This window comes from Neptuniibacter caesariensis, from assembly GCF_000153345.1.
GTDB lineage: Bacteria > Pseudomonadota > Gammaproteobacteria > Pseudomonadales > Balneatricaceae > Neptuniibacter > Neptuniibacter caesariensis.
Genome location: NZ_CH724125.1, coordinates 1,342,397 through 1,356,925, shown reverse-complemented (window position 1 = coordinate 1,356,925; position 14,529 = coordinate 1,342,397). Strand labels below are relative to the sequence as shown.

The window sequence follows — 14,529 nt, the reverse complement described above, 5'->3', positions numbered from 1 at the left end:
TTTACTCCTCTACCGCATTAACCTGAATGCCAGGTTTAACCTTTTGCAACCCTTCGGTAATGATTAGGTCACCTGGTTCCAATCCGTTTATGACCTGCCATTGCCCTTCAACCTGTGGCCCCATCTCTACCCGGGATATACTGATTTTATTGTCTGTATCGACTTCCAGTACGAAGTAACCTTCACGGTCACGCTGAACAGCTGATTGTGGAATCTGAATGCCGGTTTCTGGCTGTTTCCGTTTGATCTCAACATGGACAAATTCGCCAGGCAGAAGCAGATATTTAGGGTTGGGGAAATTGGCCCGCAGCGTAATGGTATCGGTATTGGTGTCTACCTCTGGAGAGATAAAATCAAAACTGCCTGCCTGATCATACACGCTACCGTCGGAAAGAATGAGTCTAGGCGCGACCGGAGGGTTATCCAGATCGATACCTTTACGGCGGGCATCCAGCATCAGTTTTTCACTGACCGCCATCTCTACATACACTTTATCGATTTTTACAACGGTGGCGAGGGTTCCGCTCTCAGGGCTGATCAGGTCACCGACAGAAAAGTTAGCTTTACCTATGCGCCCACTAAAGGGAGAACGAATTTCTGTGTAGCTAAGGTCAAGTTTAGCCTTACGTAAGCCTGCTTCAGCTTTCAGAACCTGGGCGCGAGATTGATCCCGATCAGCCGCCGCCTGATCCAGTTGAGATTGCGAAGCGGCCTGACGCTTACGTAGCTGACTGACCCGATTAAGGTTAGCCTGCGCGTTTTTTAGGCCTGCACGGGCTGAAGCAAGGTCTGCTTCTGCTTGCTTTAAGGCAATTTCGTAATTGTCTTTTTCAATACGGAATAGTGGTTGATCCGCTTCAATATCCCGCCCTTCGGTAAACAGGCGCTCTTCCAGAAAACCAGAAACACGTGCCAGAAGGTTAACCCGTTCAGTCGGTTGGATGCGGCCGACCAATTTAAAGGTAGGCGTGAGGTCTGACGTTTCTACCTTGTGGACCAAAACAGCAGGGAGAGGTTTGTCTTCAGCAAATGTGACAGCCGGATTGATGGCTAAAGCACTTAAAAGTGAGACGATAAATAACTTTTTCAAAACAAACTCCTCGAACTTGCCTGTTCAGACCAGAAAAAGAATAAAGTTGAAGTGTAGCTACTAATGCTGGCTAGGGGGAATATAGGATAACCCCGATATACAAAGAAAAAGCGGGTGATCTACACCCGCTGTTCTTGCTATTTCAACCAGCTATCCAGCTCGTTTATATCTTCGGGATTGAGTGTGCCGAGCTGCTGTTTAAAGGTAATCAGATTCTGTACATAGTTAAAACGGGCATTCGCGTAATCGCGCTGTGCTGCATAGAGCTGTTGCTCCGCTTGCAGGACATCAACAACATTACGCGTTCCAACTTTGTAACCCTCTTCGGTCGCCTGCAGGGCTGTTTCGCTGGATTTTATGCTTTGCTTAAGTGCATTGACGCTGAGCGCGCCGGTTCGCAGATTACGCAGCAGGCTACGGGTGGTCTGGGTGACTTCACGAAGCGTGTCTTCACGATTGAACTGGCTTTCTGTCAGACGTTGTTCAAGTTCTCGGGATTTTGAGCTTGTTGCACCGCCACTAAAGATAGGCACTGAAAGGGACAGGCCAATGGATGAAGTATCCGATCCATAGTCTGTAGTTGCAGTACCGTTGTCGTAATCGTAATTCGCAGTCAGGCTCAGTGTCGGGTAGTGACCTGCACGTGCCGCTTGTGCTGCGCGTCGGGAAGCTTCCGATCCAATGTCCGCTAGTTTCAGGGCCAGATTGCCTTTCCATGCCTTTTCCAGCCATGGTTGCGCTTGAGTTGGTACAGGTTCTTCTACTGGGTAATCGTCAGCCAGCTCTGCTGTTTTGGCTACGGTTTGACCTGTTAAGCGCTCAAGCGCTTCGTAACTATTATCCAGCTCACCTTCTGCAGTAATCCGAGCAACACGGGCATTATCGAAAGATGCCTGGGCTTCCTGCACATCAGTATTTGCAATCAGGCCAACTTCAAACTGGGCGTTAACCTGATCAAGACGGCGTTTAATCGCGCGCTCCTGGGCTTCGGAAGTCTGTAGTTCACTTTTAGCGCGAAGAACGCCAAGGTAAGCTTCAACGGTACGCTGAATCAGATTCTGTTGTTGTAGATCAAACTGTAGCGCCGCTTGTTCAGACAGTACCTTACCTTGCTTGAAGGTAAACCAGGAGGCTGCATTAAAAACAGGCTGACTCAGGGATACAGTGTATCCGTGGTTGTTGTAATTGGCACTGTCGGTGTCAAAGGAAGTTGTATTTGCGGTCAGGCCAATGTTTGGCAATAGCGCAGCACGGTTCTGTATTTCAACCTCTTTGCCAGCATTATACGAGGCTTCAGCGGCCTTTAGCTGAGGGTCATTTGCTAGCGCCTGTTGGTAGATCTCAGACAAGCTACCAGCAGAAGCAGTAGAGCTGATCGCCAAGGATAGGCAAGATACCTGAAATAGCTGTTTTACGTTCATAAATAAAGCTTCCTTAAACCTGTTCCGGTTGAACTTCCTTAAAAGTTCGCTTACCTAGATAACTGTATACGGTGGGTATGACAAAAAGTGTCAAAAGTGTACCGAAGGTCATTCCACCCACAATCACCCAACCAATCTGCTGGCGGGATTCAGCGCCAGCTCCAAAAGCAATGGCTAGAGGAACCGCGCCCAGTACAGTTGCACCGGTTGTCATCAGAATAGGGCGTAAACGTAGAGAAGCGGCTTCAATAATCGAACTTCGAAGGTCCCTGCCCTGATCCTGCAGTTGATTTGCAAACTCAACAATTAGAATACCATGTTTAGTTACCAAGCCCACCAGTGTGATTAGACCAATCTGGCTGTATACGCTCAGTGAGCCCCCACTGTAATGTAGCGCAAATAATGCCCCGAATATGGCTGGTGGTACAGAAAGCATGATAATCAAAGGATTTTTAAAGCTCTCAAACTGGGCAGCAAGTACCAGGAATACCACAATCAATGCCAAGGCAAAAGTGATCTGCATACTGCTACTTGAGGTTTTGAACTCCCGTGAAGGCCCTGTGTAATCGTAGGTAGCCTGCGGTGCAATCTCTGCAAGGTTTTGCTCCAGGAAGGTCAGAGCTTCACCCAGACTGTAACCGGGTGCTAACTGTGCCTGGATCTTAACTGCTTTCACTTTATCAAAGTGGTTAAGTTCGCGTGGCGCTACGGTTTCTCTGACTTCTACCAAGTTAGATAGCTGCACCATATCGCCGTGTTGGTTGCGCATGTAAAGTTCGGTTAGATCACTTGGGTCACGACGCTGTTCGTCGGCAACCTTGATGATAACCTCGTACTGCTCACCCTCGCGTTTGAAGCGGGTCACTTCACGGCCTGCCATATAAGTTTCGAGCGTACGTCCCAGATCCGATACGTTGACAGCCATATCGGAGAGTTTGTCACGCTTAACATCAATCTGCAGTTCGGGCTTGTTCAGTTTCAGGTCTGAGTCTGGTTGAGCAAAGCCTTTATTTGCATAGATCTTTGCCATCAACTGATCAGTTACTTTTTTCAGATCATCATAAGTGCCATTGGTCTTAACAATGAATTCAACCGGACGTGAGATAAAGCTTTGACCCAAAGATGGCAGGTTCAGCGAGAAGCTCATGATCCCTGGGATGCCACCATAAAGTTTGGGTGTTTGCTCCTGAGCAATAGCTTGTTGTTTACGATCTCGTTCTTCCCAGCGGTCAAGACCCTGGAAAACCATCGCATTGGTTTCGGACGGGAAGCCTACCACTGCAAAGAAACGGTCTGTTTCAGGGGTTTGACTGATAGTGCCCTCGATCTGACGTGTATAGCGGTCGATATAGTCGACCGAAGAGCCATCAGGTGCCAGGGCAAAGTTCAGAATAGTACCTCGATCTTCGTAAGGTGCTAATTCCTGAGGTAGTTGCATGTAGTAAAACGCAGCACCGCCGAAACTTGCCAGCATGATGACAACAGCCAACAAACGCGAACGGAGTAGTTTATTCAGAAGGTTTTTATAGCCGTCTGTCAGCCCCTGTAGGAAGCCTTCGATCAGATTAAAAATCGCACTGTGACGTGTTTCATGTTTCAGTAGTCGCGAAGACATCATGGGCGATAGGGTCAAAGCGATGAAGGTTGAAACAACCACAGCACCCGCAAGCGTCAGAGCGAATTCGGTAAACAGTTTGCCGGTCCGTCCTTCAGAGAAGGCAACCGGAGCAAAAACTGCCACAAGAACCACGGTGGTAGCCAGTACTGCAAAGCCGATCTCTTTGGCGCCTTTAAATGCTGCCTGTATCGGGCTTAAGCCCGCTTCAACATGACGATAGATGTTTTCCAGCATTACGATGGCGTCATCAACCACCAGGCCGATCGCCAGAACCAATGCCAGTAAGGTCAGAGTGTTAATACTGAAATCCATCCAGTACATCATGGCAAAGGCACCAATCAGTGACAGGGGAATCGTCACGACAGGTATCAGTGTTGCACGGATGTTACGCAGGAAGAAAAACAGTACCAGTACTACCAGTACACCGGCTTGAATCAGGGTCTGATAAACGGACTTAATTGACTCGTCGATAAAAATGGAGGAGTCATACGCGACTTCAACATTCATGCCTTCTGGTAGGGTTGGCGCAAGCTTAGCGAGCTTCTCGCGGATACCATTGGATACGTCCAGTGGATTTGCGGTCGATTGTTTTACAACACCCAAAGCAACAGCGCTTTCACCTTTATAACGGGTAATACGGCGAACGTTTTCCGGCGCTATCTCGACCCTTGCAACATCCTGAATTCGGACAGGGTAACCTTCATCATTACGAATAATCAGCTGCTTAAAGGCTTCAATATCGTTGACATCCGTTTTGGTCAGCAGGGTGAACTCACGTTCTTTACTCTCGATACGACCCGCTGGTATCTCAACGTTTTGTCCACGCAGTGTCTCCTCAATATCTTTAGGGATCACTTTGTAAGCGGCCATACGTGCAGGATCCAGCCAGATGCGCATAGAGTATTTGCGCTCACCAAAGATCATCACGTTAGCGACACCGGAAACGGTTTGCAGCTGGTCTTTGACCTGTTGATCCGCAATATCCGAGACTTCCATAATATTATGGCGATCAGAGTTGAAAGCCAGCCAGATAATAGGCTGAGCATCCGCTTCGGTTTTTGCTACGACAGGAGGATCGACATCTTCAGGAAGGTCTCCGGTGATTCGGCTAACCCGGTCACGGACGTCCGCAGCAGCGGAATCCGGATCCCGATCGATCTTAAAAGTAATAGTGATCTGTGAGTTCTCGGTGCGGCTGATCGAATTCATGAAATCGATCCCTTCGATGCCCGACAGAGAATCTTCAATAATCTGGGTGACCTGAGTTTCAATAATCGAGGCGCTGGCACCGGGGTAGGTGGTTTCTACAGTAACGACAGGCAGATCGATTTTAGGGTATTCACGAACAGTCAGGCGCTCATAGGCGAGAAGGCCTACCAGTAACACCAGTATGCTCATCACGGTAGCCAGGACCGGACGTTTAATGCTGATATCAGAAAGGACCATTATTATTCGCCCTGTTTAGCTTCGGTGTTTTCTGCGGGCGCTTCCGGTACTGCTTTAGTTGCGGAAGTTCCGTCGACAAAGATCGGTGTTACAGGCATGCCCGGGAACAGTTTGATCTGTCCTGCGGTAATCAGTACTTCACCTTCATTAAGGCCTTCAATGATCTGTACAACGCCTGGGCGTCTCTGGCCCATAGTCACAGGTGACATAGCGACCTTGCCTTCTTCAACTTTCATTACAAAGAACATACCGTCTTTGGGAATAATCGCTTGTTCGGGAATAACAACGGTCGTTTGTTGATCAACCAGTAGGTCAACTTGCGCAAAGAGGCCCGGGCGTAATTTTCCATTACTGTTCGGGATAACTGCACGTACTTCAATATTATGTGCATTGCTGTTTGCGCTCGGTGAAACGGCATAGACCTTACCTTGGATCGCTTCACCCGGTAGTGCATCCACTTTGATTGACAGTTGACGCCCAGGTTGAAGTTCTGCCAGGTAGATCTCAGGTACGCGGAAGTCCAGCTTCATTGTGCTCAGGTCGGTCAGTTCAATCAGATCTTGACCCTGATTCACATAGTCACCGGCACTTACCAAACGAAGACCTGTAAAACCTGTAAAGGGTGCTTTGATGGTCATCTTGTCTAAACGTGCCTGTGCCAGAGCTTCCTGAGCCTGGTTAACCCGCAGCTGCGCCAGCGTGCTGTCTCGCTCCTGAACCGAACCAACGCGTTTGCTTAACAAGCTGCGCGCACGATCATAATCGGTACGGCTCAGTTGGACACGTGCCTGAGCTTCTTTAAGTTCGGCTATATAAATTGAGCTGTCTAGTTTGAAGAGGGGAGTGCCCTGTTCAACCATTGCACCTTCTTTAAATAGAATCTCCTCGACGCGACCACTCTGTTCCGGTCTGAGCATGATCGATTCGTTGGCGCGGAGGTTGCCTACAGCCGAGATCTTCTTATCCAGGGTCTGGGTTTTTACCGTGATGACTTCCGCCGGTAATCCTTGTGCCTGAACCAGGCTGGCAAAAGGCAATAAAACTGCAATGGCAGCTAGGTAAGTGTTTTTCATTAATTTCATCTGGAGACCCTGTCATAAATTTCACTGGGCTATTGTAAACTGATCGGTGTACTTAACAACGCAATATTATGTAAAGATTTGCAACAATCTGTTTTCAATTCCCTCTCAAAGGGATAGTGAGAGGGAAATTATAGTAAACACGGGGTTAATAACGGGTTAAAACAGCGTTAAAGCGAGGTATCGTTATTCTGCTCCAGATTTCTTTGCTCCGCTTGCATCTCCTCAAGAATCCAGTCTCTAAAGGCTTGCATGCTCTCAGTCAACGGACGGCCCTTCTGATACACCAGATAAAAGGCTTTTTGAGTATCAAGAGAAATATCCAGAGGACAAACTAACTGGCCGTATTCAAGCTCTCGCTCAGCAAGTCCACGGTCGGCTAGAGCAATGCCAAGCCCTTCCATAGCAGCTCCTAATGCAAGGGATGTGCTGGAAAATGTCATGTTGCGGGCTTTATCAATACGTGGGACGCCAGATTGCTTGAGTAGAGACTGCCACTCTTTATCTCGCTTAGAAATATGAATAAGTGTGTATTGCAACAGATCTTCTGCACATTGTATTTCCGGCTTTCCTTCAAGTAGCTTTGGGCTGCATACCGGCACAGAGTGAACGTTGCGAAGATGATGGCTATGCAGATCGGGCCAGTTTCCATCTCCGTAGAACACTGCCATATCCATATCGCTGTAACGAAAATCGATCTGACTCATGGAAGCCGTGAGGCGAAGCTCTACATCGGGATTGCGGTTTTGAAAGTGGTTAATGCGTGGAACCAGCCAGCGTGTAAGGAATGCCGGTGCAACGCTAAGATTGACCACGCCTGTATTAGGGGTGGTCATGAGCTTGCGTGTTGCATCGTCGATTTCATCCAGCGCGGTTTGCACGGAAACAAGATAGCGTTCACCCGCTGAAGTCAGCTCAACTCGACGCTTGATTCGTTCGAAGAGGGCTAGCCCTAAAAATTCCTCAAGACCTTTTATCTGATGACTTACTGCTGAAGGCGTAACAAATAGCTCCTCAGCGGCTTTATTGAAGCTGCCGTGCCTGGCAGCGGACTCAAAACTGCGTAATGAGTTGAGTGGGGGTAAGCGTCTGATGACTAAAACCTCATTGTTGAGAAAAATTCACCAATAGGGTGAAAAACAGTCGTTTGTGCAAAGTGTGATTAGACTTTAGTATACGCCATATCGTTAATCAACAAGCGATCAATTTGAAAGTAAAAACAATAGGTTAGATGTCCTAGTCTTTTGAAATCAAATAAAGATCAGATTGTTCGAGTAGCGGGGCTTCATTTTTGTTTTAGATTTTGTTGATTTAATTTGGTGTGAACATGAGCAAAGAACAGGAAATTTCAGTACGTCTTGACGCATACGGTGCAATTGATACTGCATACTACATTGACCAGGCTAAGCAGCAGCGTGGCGAAGTATTTGCGGCGGCAATGAGCAAAGTAGCGAAAGCTGTCAAGAAAATGCTGAGCCTTTCCCGTTCAGACCGTCAGAGCGCTCCTGCTTACAGCTGTTAAGTGACACCTCTATTTAGTAACATCCTGTTTTTTTGCCCGCTCATTGAGCGGGCTTTTTTATGCCTGATCTACAACGAAACCTTGTGACTAAACCTTAAATTTAGCGATCAGGTTATTCAGCTCGTTAGACAGTATAGACATCTCGCCGCACGCTTGAGCTGTTTCTCCAGAACCTGAAGCGGTCAGTTCGCTTGCCTGGCTTACCTCTTTGATACTGTTTCTGATACTCAGCGCGTTGTCACTCTGTTCCGCTGAATAATCGGAGATACGTGCATTCATCTCTGAGATGGTCGATACCGAGGCGGTAATATCTGACAGAGCGCTTTCAATGGCTGAAGAAGCTTTTACTGTGTCTTCGGCGCTACTACTGCTGCGGTTCATGTAGACCACCGCACTTTCCATACCGCTTCGAAACTCCGTGATCATCTGCTCTATCTCTTCGGTAGAGCTATGCGTTCTTTGGGCAAGGCTTCTGACTTCATCCGCGACAACGGCAAACCCTCTGCCCATATCGCCGGCCCTGGCGGCTTCGATAGCTGCATTAAGCGCTAACAGATTGGTTTGTTCGGCTATACCTTTAATGACATCTAATACCTTAACAACCCGGTTGCTCTGCTCAGCCAGGTGGTCTATCGCAGTACTGGACTGTTTAATATCCTGGGTCAGTGCGTTGATCTGCTTAAGAGACCTTTCTACCTGCTGGCGGCTGTTTGCGGCAAGGGTATTAGCCTGTCCGGCTTCTTCAGAAGCGAGGGCAACTTCCTGGCTGATTCTATCGGCCAGAGAAGCCATGTCATTCACTACAAGCTCCATTTCCTGAGTCTGGGATTTCTGTTGTTCTGCCGCAATACTGGAATTCTGGGCGGTTTTATCCAGATTGTTGGAATGTTCTGCCACGCTGACAGCCGTGTGTTTTACCTGGCCTATCACGGCGTGAATCTGTTTACTCATCTCATTAAATTGTGAGCTAAGCTGAGCCATCTCATCTTTCGCCCTGAGATAAACTTCTGAAGTGAGATCTCCCTGCGCCATCCTCTCTGCTGCAGACAGAACTTTCGCCATGTTCTGTTGAATGGAAATATTAAAACCCAGATAAAAGTAGGAAGATAAAAGAATAATGATTGATAGCGCCGCTAGCAGTGTGAACAGGGTTTGCTCCTGTTCGTTATGGCGTTCTGATAACAGTGATTCTGTATAAGTTAATGAACTGTTGGCGAGCGTAAGTAAGTGGTTAATCTCTTGAGTACCGGCTTTAAAGAAAGTCTCCCAATGCTGGTCCATTTTATCGCCAATGATGATCTCTTCATCGAGCTTATCTGCAAAAGCGCTTAGTGAAGCTGCAGCAGATTTGGCTTGTTCTAATAATTCAGTATTGATTCCTGGTTGAGCCGCGAGTAGATCGGCGGACTTTGCTAGTGCTTCGGCGCTGTTCTGAATGCGGTCGTAGAGACGATTTAAGTGATCCAGAGCAGCGGATCCCGAATAGCCGGTCATCAATCCATGACCAACATAACTGCGTGTTTCACTGAGTGTCGTTATAGCTGCAGGAATCTGTTCTAAAACACTGTCCAGAACCAGGAATATTCGGCTGTCACTGTCTCGGGTTAAGCCACTATCAAAGCCATCGCTGCGACTGATTTCAAGCAGTTGATCCGTGGTTTGGCTGAAATGCGCAAAACGATTTGCGATATCAAGATAGAGTGTGGAAAAGCGGCTCTGATCGAGTTTTTGCCATGCTTCTAAGAGTTGTGGTATTGCGGCTAATGATTGGGGAAGTCTCTCCCTTAAGTAGTTTAAGCCCTGATGGTTTTCCTGAGGCTGAAAACCGAGCAAGAAACGCAGATCGCGGTAGCGGATTAGATCCTGCTGAAGCTGAAAATCGTTTTTTAACGAAGTGGTTGTGGCAATACGCTGCTCGGTATCATCAATCTGTGTTTGGAGCGCTTGCACCTGCAACGTTGCGAGCACAATCAAGGGAATGATAAAGATGGTACTGACAAGAATAAATTTATAAAGGTAGGGGATCCGGTCCATTAAACGGATAACCGGCAATAAAGCATAATTCACGATAAGCTCCGCAGATATCTTGTTATTTTTATTTGTGGCTGCTGGGCTACTTGCGTCTGACCACCCAGAGATTGTTGCTGGAGATCAAATTTTAGTCAGTGACATAATGGCTAGTATTTACTAACAAAAGGGGGCAGTCTGTTGCCGGACGTTTTTTTATGTAGAGCGTTTTTTTGACTCTGGCGATCAAATTCATCTCTTCATCATGTATTTCAATGTCGAATTCAGGCAGGTATTTTTGGCCCGATGCGGTTTTAATCCGGATCTCATCAATTTGTGACTGGCTGATTGAAATGATCGATGAGATACGCTTTGTTGTCGCTTTTATAAAGTCGATTTCTGCAGATTTATCCCAAACCCAATAACCTTTTCCGAGCCGCTGCATGAGTAAAAGCATAATGTGCGGATCGGTCATCGAATAGATACTGCCGCCAAAGTGGGTCCCCACAGCATTTTTGTTATACCAGCGGGCTTTCATTGAAACTTCTAATTCGCTCCAGTCTTCCCGGATATAGCCTATTCTGATACCAGCCCCCAGATAAGGCGGATAGATGTTAAGCAGGCGTTTCATGGTTTTAGCGGAAACCTTCATCGATCTGATCTCTTAGGTTGAAGAACGATAATGGTCTGGGGATAGTCTTTAATTGTCAGTAACAATTTTTGTGAGTTTTACTGACATTATCAGCCATCAGATTCTGATGGCTGATAATCGGTTGGCGTTTATTGATGGCGGCGGAACTGAAGCGCAAAGAACAGCGCAGAGCTGATAACCAACAGAGCAGAGAAAGCCATCAAGCCTTCGGCCATAGTAACGCCAAAAAGCAGTTCGGGCGTATAACCACAAGGTTCCCAGGGCTGAAATACGGAAGGAAACCATTTATCCAACGCGAACCAGTCAGGAAGTCCGCTATCCATGGAGCATTCATCGATGATCCAGCCCCGTTCAACGGCCAGTGTCTGCCAGGAGCGTTCTGCAAGGCCGATGCCTGCGCCGAGTGTCAGCAGATGGCTCAATTTACTTAGCCCTTGCTGTTTACGAGTGATCAGGCCAAGCAAACCAATTAAAATCAGTGCTAATACCCAGATGCGCACGTGGATGCACAGAACACATGGATAGTAATCCAGTGCATACTGGTAATAGAGCGCAACGGCTTCCATACCGATACCTGTTGCTATAAGCCCCAGCCAATACCAGGTTGAGCGGCTTATACAGGTCAGTTTATCAAGCATTAAAAGTTCTCCAGGCAAATGAATCCATCTATGGGACGCTAATTTCCACTCAGGGTTCCCTGTTTCTTAAAGGGGGTGAGCCTTTAAAGTAGCGAAAGTGTATTGGTCGCGAAAATTAAGTCATTGCCCGGTATAATACTGGGTCTTGTTTTTGGTTGGAATGAGTATGAAAGAGCGTTTTAAGGTCCACTCGAAATTTACCCCGGCAGGTGATCAGCCCAATGCGATAGCTGAACTGGTCGAGGGTATTGAATCAGGCTTGGCTGCTCAGACCCTGTTAGGGGTAACGGGTTCAGGTAAGACCTTTACAGTGGCCAATGTGATAGCCCAGGCGCAGCGCCCAACCATTATTATGGCGCATAATAAAACGCTGGCCGCTCAGCTATATGGGGAGTTTAAAGAGTTTTTCCCCGATAATGCGGTTGAATACTTCGTTTCATACTACGACTACTACCAACCAGAAGCCTATGTGCCATCTTCAGATACTTTTATCGAAAAAGATGCCTCTATTAATGACCATATCGAGCAGATGCGGCTCTCCGCCACAAAAGCGCTGCTCGAACGCGAAGATGCAATTATTGTCGCGACTGTCTCTGCTATCTATGGTCTGGGTGACCCAAAGTCCTATTTGGGGATGATGTTGCATGTAGATCGTGGCGACATTATCGACCAGCGGGCGGTGCTGAGAAGGTTGGCCGAACTGCAATATACCCGTAACGATGTTGAGCTGCATCGTGGTACCTATCGGGTCAGAGGGGATGTGATTGATATCTTCCCGGCTGAATCAGAAAAAGAAGCCGTGCGTCTTGAGCTATTCGATGAAGAGATAGAGGAGATTAGTTACTTTGACCCTCTGACTGGTGAAGTTCTACGCAGAGTCCCAAGGGCGACTATCTATCCTAAAAGTCACTATGTGACTCCCCGGGAAACCTTGTTGGCGGCTGTGGATAAGATTAAGGACGAGTTACGTGGTCGCCTTGAGCAGCTTCGCGAGAACAATAAGCTGGTTGAAGCTCAGCGCCTGGAACAGCGAACCCTCTATGATATGGAGATGATCATGGAGCTTGGATACTGCTCAGGCATCGAGAATTACTCGCGCTACCTTTCTGGTCGTGATTCGGGGCAGGCGCCCCCTACACTGTTTGATTATTTGCCAGATAATTCATTGTTAGTCATTGATGAATCCCATGTGACAGTTCCTCAGATTGGAGCTATGTATCGCGGCGACCGATCTCGAAAAGAAACGCTGGTTGAGTTTGGCTTCCGTTTGCCTTCAGCGCTTGATAACCGCCCGATGAAGTTTGAAGAGTGGGAGCGTGAATCACCACAGATGATTTTTGTTTCTGCAACGCCTAGCAAGTATGAAGCGGCCAACCAGCAGCAAGTGGTTGAACAGGTGGTTCGACCGACCGGATTGATCGATCCAATTGTCGAAGTGCGGCCTGCATCCACTCAGGTTGATGACTTGCTGTCAGAGATTCAGAAAATCGTTGCAAAGCAGGAGCGTGTGGTTGTCACGGTGTTAACCAAGCGTATGGCAGAAGACCTGACGGAGTTTCTCGATGAACACGGTGTGCGAGTTCGCTATCTGCACTCCGATATAGATACCGTTGAGCGAGTCGAAATTATTCGTGATCTGCGTATAGGTGAATTCGATGTGCTAGTGGGAATTAACCTGCTGCGTGAGGGGATCGATATGCCTGAAGTATCGCTGGTGACTATTCTGGATGCAGATAAAGAGGGGTTCCTGCGCTCCGATACTTCCCTGATCCAGACAATTGGGCGAGCGGCAAGGAATGTGAATGGTAAAGCCATTCTTTATGCTGATCGGATAACGGGTTCAATGCAACGCGCAATGGACGAGACGGACCGTCGTCGCCAAAAACAGATAGCCTTTAACGAAGAGCACGGCATTGTGCCTAAAGGTATCAAGAAGTCAGTTGCCGATATTATGGAGGGGGCGAGCACTGTTCCTGGCCGTAAAGCTTCAAGAACGGCTAAGAAAGTGGCTGAGAAGGCGGGCGATTATCAGGTTGATCCAGCTCAGATGTCGGCTAAAGAACTGTCTAAAGCGATGACTAAGCTGGAAGACAAAATGTATGAAGCGGCTAAAAATCTGGAATTTGAGTTAGCCGCTAAATACCGAGATGAGCTGCAGACCCTGAAACAGCATTCGTTTATAGAATAAAAATGCTTTGAGGCAGGCTTACTCATATTCTGTGATATTGTCTAAACTTCAGACAGCAGGGAGGTGGACTGATGTATAGATTGATTTTTTTATTATTTTCAGTGGGTTGCTTTACTATTGCTAACGCCGCAGAAAAAGCGGGTTCTGTTGTTTTAAGTGTGGGAACAAACACTGCGCAAATGGAAGGTGCAGAGGTTCGAAAACTTAAAAGACAGTCGTCTGTTTACACTACCGATACAATTAGTACCGGGGCTAAGAGCGTCCTTCAGCTCAGATTTACTGATGGCTCGCGCCTGTCTCTTCGTGAGGAAAGCCTCTTCGAAGTTGCCGAATACCGGTTTGATAGGGATAAGCCTGAAAAGGGCCGGTCTGTTTATAAGCTGCTAAAAGGTGGACTAAGGACCATTACCGGGGCGATTAGTGATGCCGATACGACAAACTATTCAGTTCAGACTCCAATAGCGACTATTGGGGTCAGGGGAACTCACTACTCATTGTTCTATTGCGATAGAACATGTAATGAGACAACCCGGGCTAAAGTAGGCCTATACGGTTACGTTCTGGAGGGGGCTATTGTCGTAGGTACTGATTCTGTAGGAGCTCCGATTCAGGCGGGGCATTTCTTCTTCCTTGGAGGGAATGGATCTAGTTTGCAAATTAGTAAGAAGCCTTTTGAATTGTTTGAACTCATTGGCGATGAAGGGGTAGATCTAATGGGCAATACGAATAGTCCCGACATTCCTGCTTTGAATGAAATTCGTTCGCCAGTTTTGGATATTCCTCGCGGCCAGGGCGGGCCAACTAATTATCCTTGATCAATGTTTCTACGATATTGGTATAAAAAATAAGGGTTTGTCATAGAAGTCAG

The 14,529-nt window shown here is 47.4% G+C and carries 11 protein-coding genes; 3 read left to right on the top strand and 8 right to left on the bottom strand.

Features of this window, described 5'->3' with window-relative positions:
- Window position 1: 1 nt before the first annotated feature.
- From MED92_RS06390 to gcvA, 5 genes are all read right to left on the bottom strand, one after another.
- Window positions 2–1,090 carry an efflux RND transporter periplasmic adaptor subunit gene (locus MED92_RS06390; RefSeq protein ID WP_007020697.1) on the bottom strand — a complete coding sequence of 363 codons (1,089 nt, stop codon included), beginning with the start codon at window positions 1,088–1,090 and terminating at the stop codon, window positions 2–4.
- Between the two features lie 137 nt (window positions 1,091–1,227).
- Window positions 1,228–2,511, bottom strand: coding sequence for a TolC family outer membrane protein (locus tag MED92_RS06385; protein WP_007020696.1), 1,284 nt, complete (start codon window positions 2,509–2,511; stop codon window positions 1,228–1,230).
- 13 nt (window positions 2,512–2,524) lie between these two features.
- Window positions 2,525–5,575 carry an efflux RND transporter permease subunit gene (locus MED92_RS06380; protein ID WP_007020695.1) on the bottom strand — a complete coding sequence of 1,017 codons (3,051 nt, stop codon included), beginning with the start codon at window positions 5,573–5,575 and terminating at the stop codon, window positions 2,525–2,527.
- 2 nt (window positions 5,576–5,577) lie between these two features.
- Complete coding sequence (locus MED92_RS06375; protein ID WP_007020694.1) at window positions 5,578–6,657, bottom strand: efflux RND transporter periplasmic adaptor subunit; 1,080 nt, start codon at window positions 6,655–6,657, stop codon at window positions 5,578–5,580.
- 167 nt (window positions 6,658–6,824) lie between these two features.
- Entirely contained in the window at window positions 6,825–7,748 is a 924-nt protein-coding gene (gene gcvA / locus MED92_RS06370) for a transcriptional regulator GcvA (RefSeq protein ID WP_040661614.1), read from the bottom strand.
- A gap of 233 nt (window positions 7,749–7,981) precedes the next feature.
- Here gcvA and MED92_RS06365 point away from each other — a divergent pair, with 233 nt between their 5' ends.
- Window positions 7,982–8,176, top strand: coding sequence for an RSP_7527 family protein (locus tag MED92_RS06365; protein WP_007020692.1), 195 nt, complete (start codon window positions 7,982–7,984; stop codon window positions 8,174–8,176).
- Between the two features lie 87 nt (window positions 8,177–8,263).
- On the opposite strand, the gene MED92_RS06360 is transcribed toward MED92_RS06365, so the two are convergent.
- From MED92_RS06360 to MED92_RS06350, 3 genes are all read right to left on the bottom strand, one after another.
- Window positions 8,264–10,243: a methyl-accepting chemotaxis protein gene (locus MED92_RS06360; RefSeq protein WP_007020691.1), complete on the bottom strand. Its 1,980-nt coding sequence runs from the start codon at window positions 10,241–10,243 to the stop codon at window positions 8,264–8,266.
- A 91-nt stretch (window positions 10,244–10,334) separates the two neighbouring features.
- Window positions 10,335–10,835: a DUF4442 domain-containing protein gene (locus MED92_RS06355; protein ID WP_007020690.1), complete on the bottom strand. Its 501-nt coding sequence runs from the start codon at window positions 10,833–10,835 to the stop codon at window positions 10,335–10,337.
- A 128-nt stretch (window positions 10,836–10,963) separates the two neighbouring features.
- On the bottom strand, window positions 10,964–11,473 hold the full coding sequence (locus MED92_RS06350) for a disulfide bond formation protein B (protein WP_007020689.1): 510 nt from the start codon (window positions 11,471–11,473) through the stop codon (window positions 10,964–10,966).
- 166 nt (window positions 11,474–11,639) lie between these two features.
- On the opposite strand from MED92_RS06350, the gene uvrB reads away from it, so the two are divergent.
- Both uvrB and MED92_RS18445 read left to right on the top strand, forming a co-directional pair.
- Window positions 11,640–13,661, top strand: a complete 2,022-nt coding sequence (uvrB, locus tag MED92_RS06345; protein WP_007020688.1) for an excinuclease ABC subunit UvrB — start codon at window positions 11,640–11,642, stop codon at window positions 13,659–13,661.
- 71 nt (window positions 13,662–13,732) lie between these two features.
- The gene (locus tag MED92_RS18445) at window positions 13,733–14,476 is read left to right on the top strand and encodes a FecR family protein (protein ID WP_007020687.1); all 744 of its coding nucleotides are present in this window, start codon (window positions 13,733–13,735) and stop codon (window positions 14,474–14,476) included.
- Window positions 14,477–14,529 lie beyond the last annotated feature (53 nt).

Excerpts from the sequence above, each read along its gene's own strand:
- MED92_RS06385 (WP_007020696.1), bottom strand. The coding sequence starts at position 2,511 with ATGAACGTAAAACAGCTATTTCAGGTATCTTGCCTATCCTTGGCGATC.
- MED92_RS06380 (WP_007020695.1), bottom strand. The coding sequence starts at position 5,575 with ATGGTCCTTTCTGATATCAGCATTAAACGTCCGGTCCTGGCTACCGTG.
- MED92_RS06375 (WP_007020694.1), bottom strand. The coding sequence starts at position 6,657 with ATGAAATTAATGAAAAACACTTACCTAGCTGCCATTGCAGTTTTATTG.
- MED92_RS06365 (WP_007020692.1), top strand. The coding sequence starts at position 7,982 with ATGAGCAAAGAACAGGAAATTTCAGTACGTCTTGACGCATACGGTGCA.
- MED92_RS06355 (WP_007020690.1), bottom strand. The coding sequence starts at position 10,835 with ATGAAGGTTTCCGCTAAAACCATGAAACGCCTGCTTAACATCTATCCG.
- MED92_RS06350 (WP_007020689.1), bottom strand. The coding sequence starts at position 11,473 with ATGCTTGATAAACTGACCTGTATAAGCCGCTCAACCTGGTATTGGCTG.
- uvrB (WP_007020688.1), top strand. The coding sequence starts at position 11,640 with ATGAAAGAGCGTTTTAAGGTCCACTCGAAATTTACCCCGGCAGGTGAT.
- MED92_RS18445 (WP_007020687.1), top strand. The coding sequence starts at position 13,733 with ATGTATAGATTGATTTTTTTATTATTTTCAGTGGGTTGCTTTACTATT.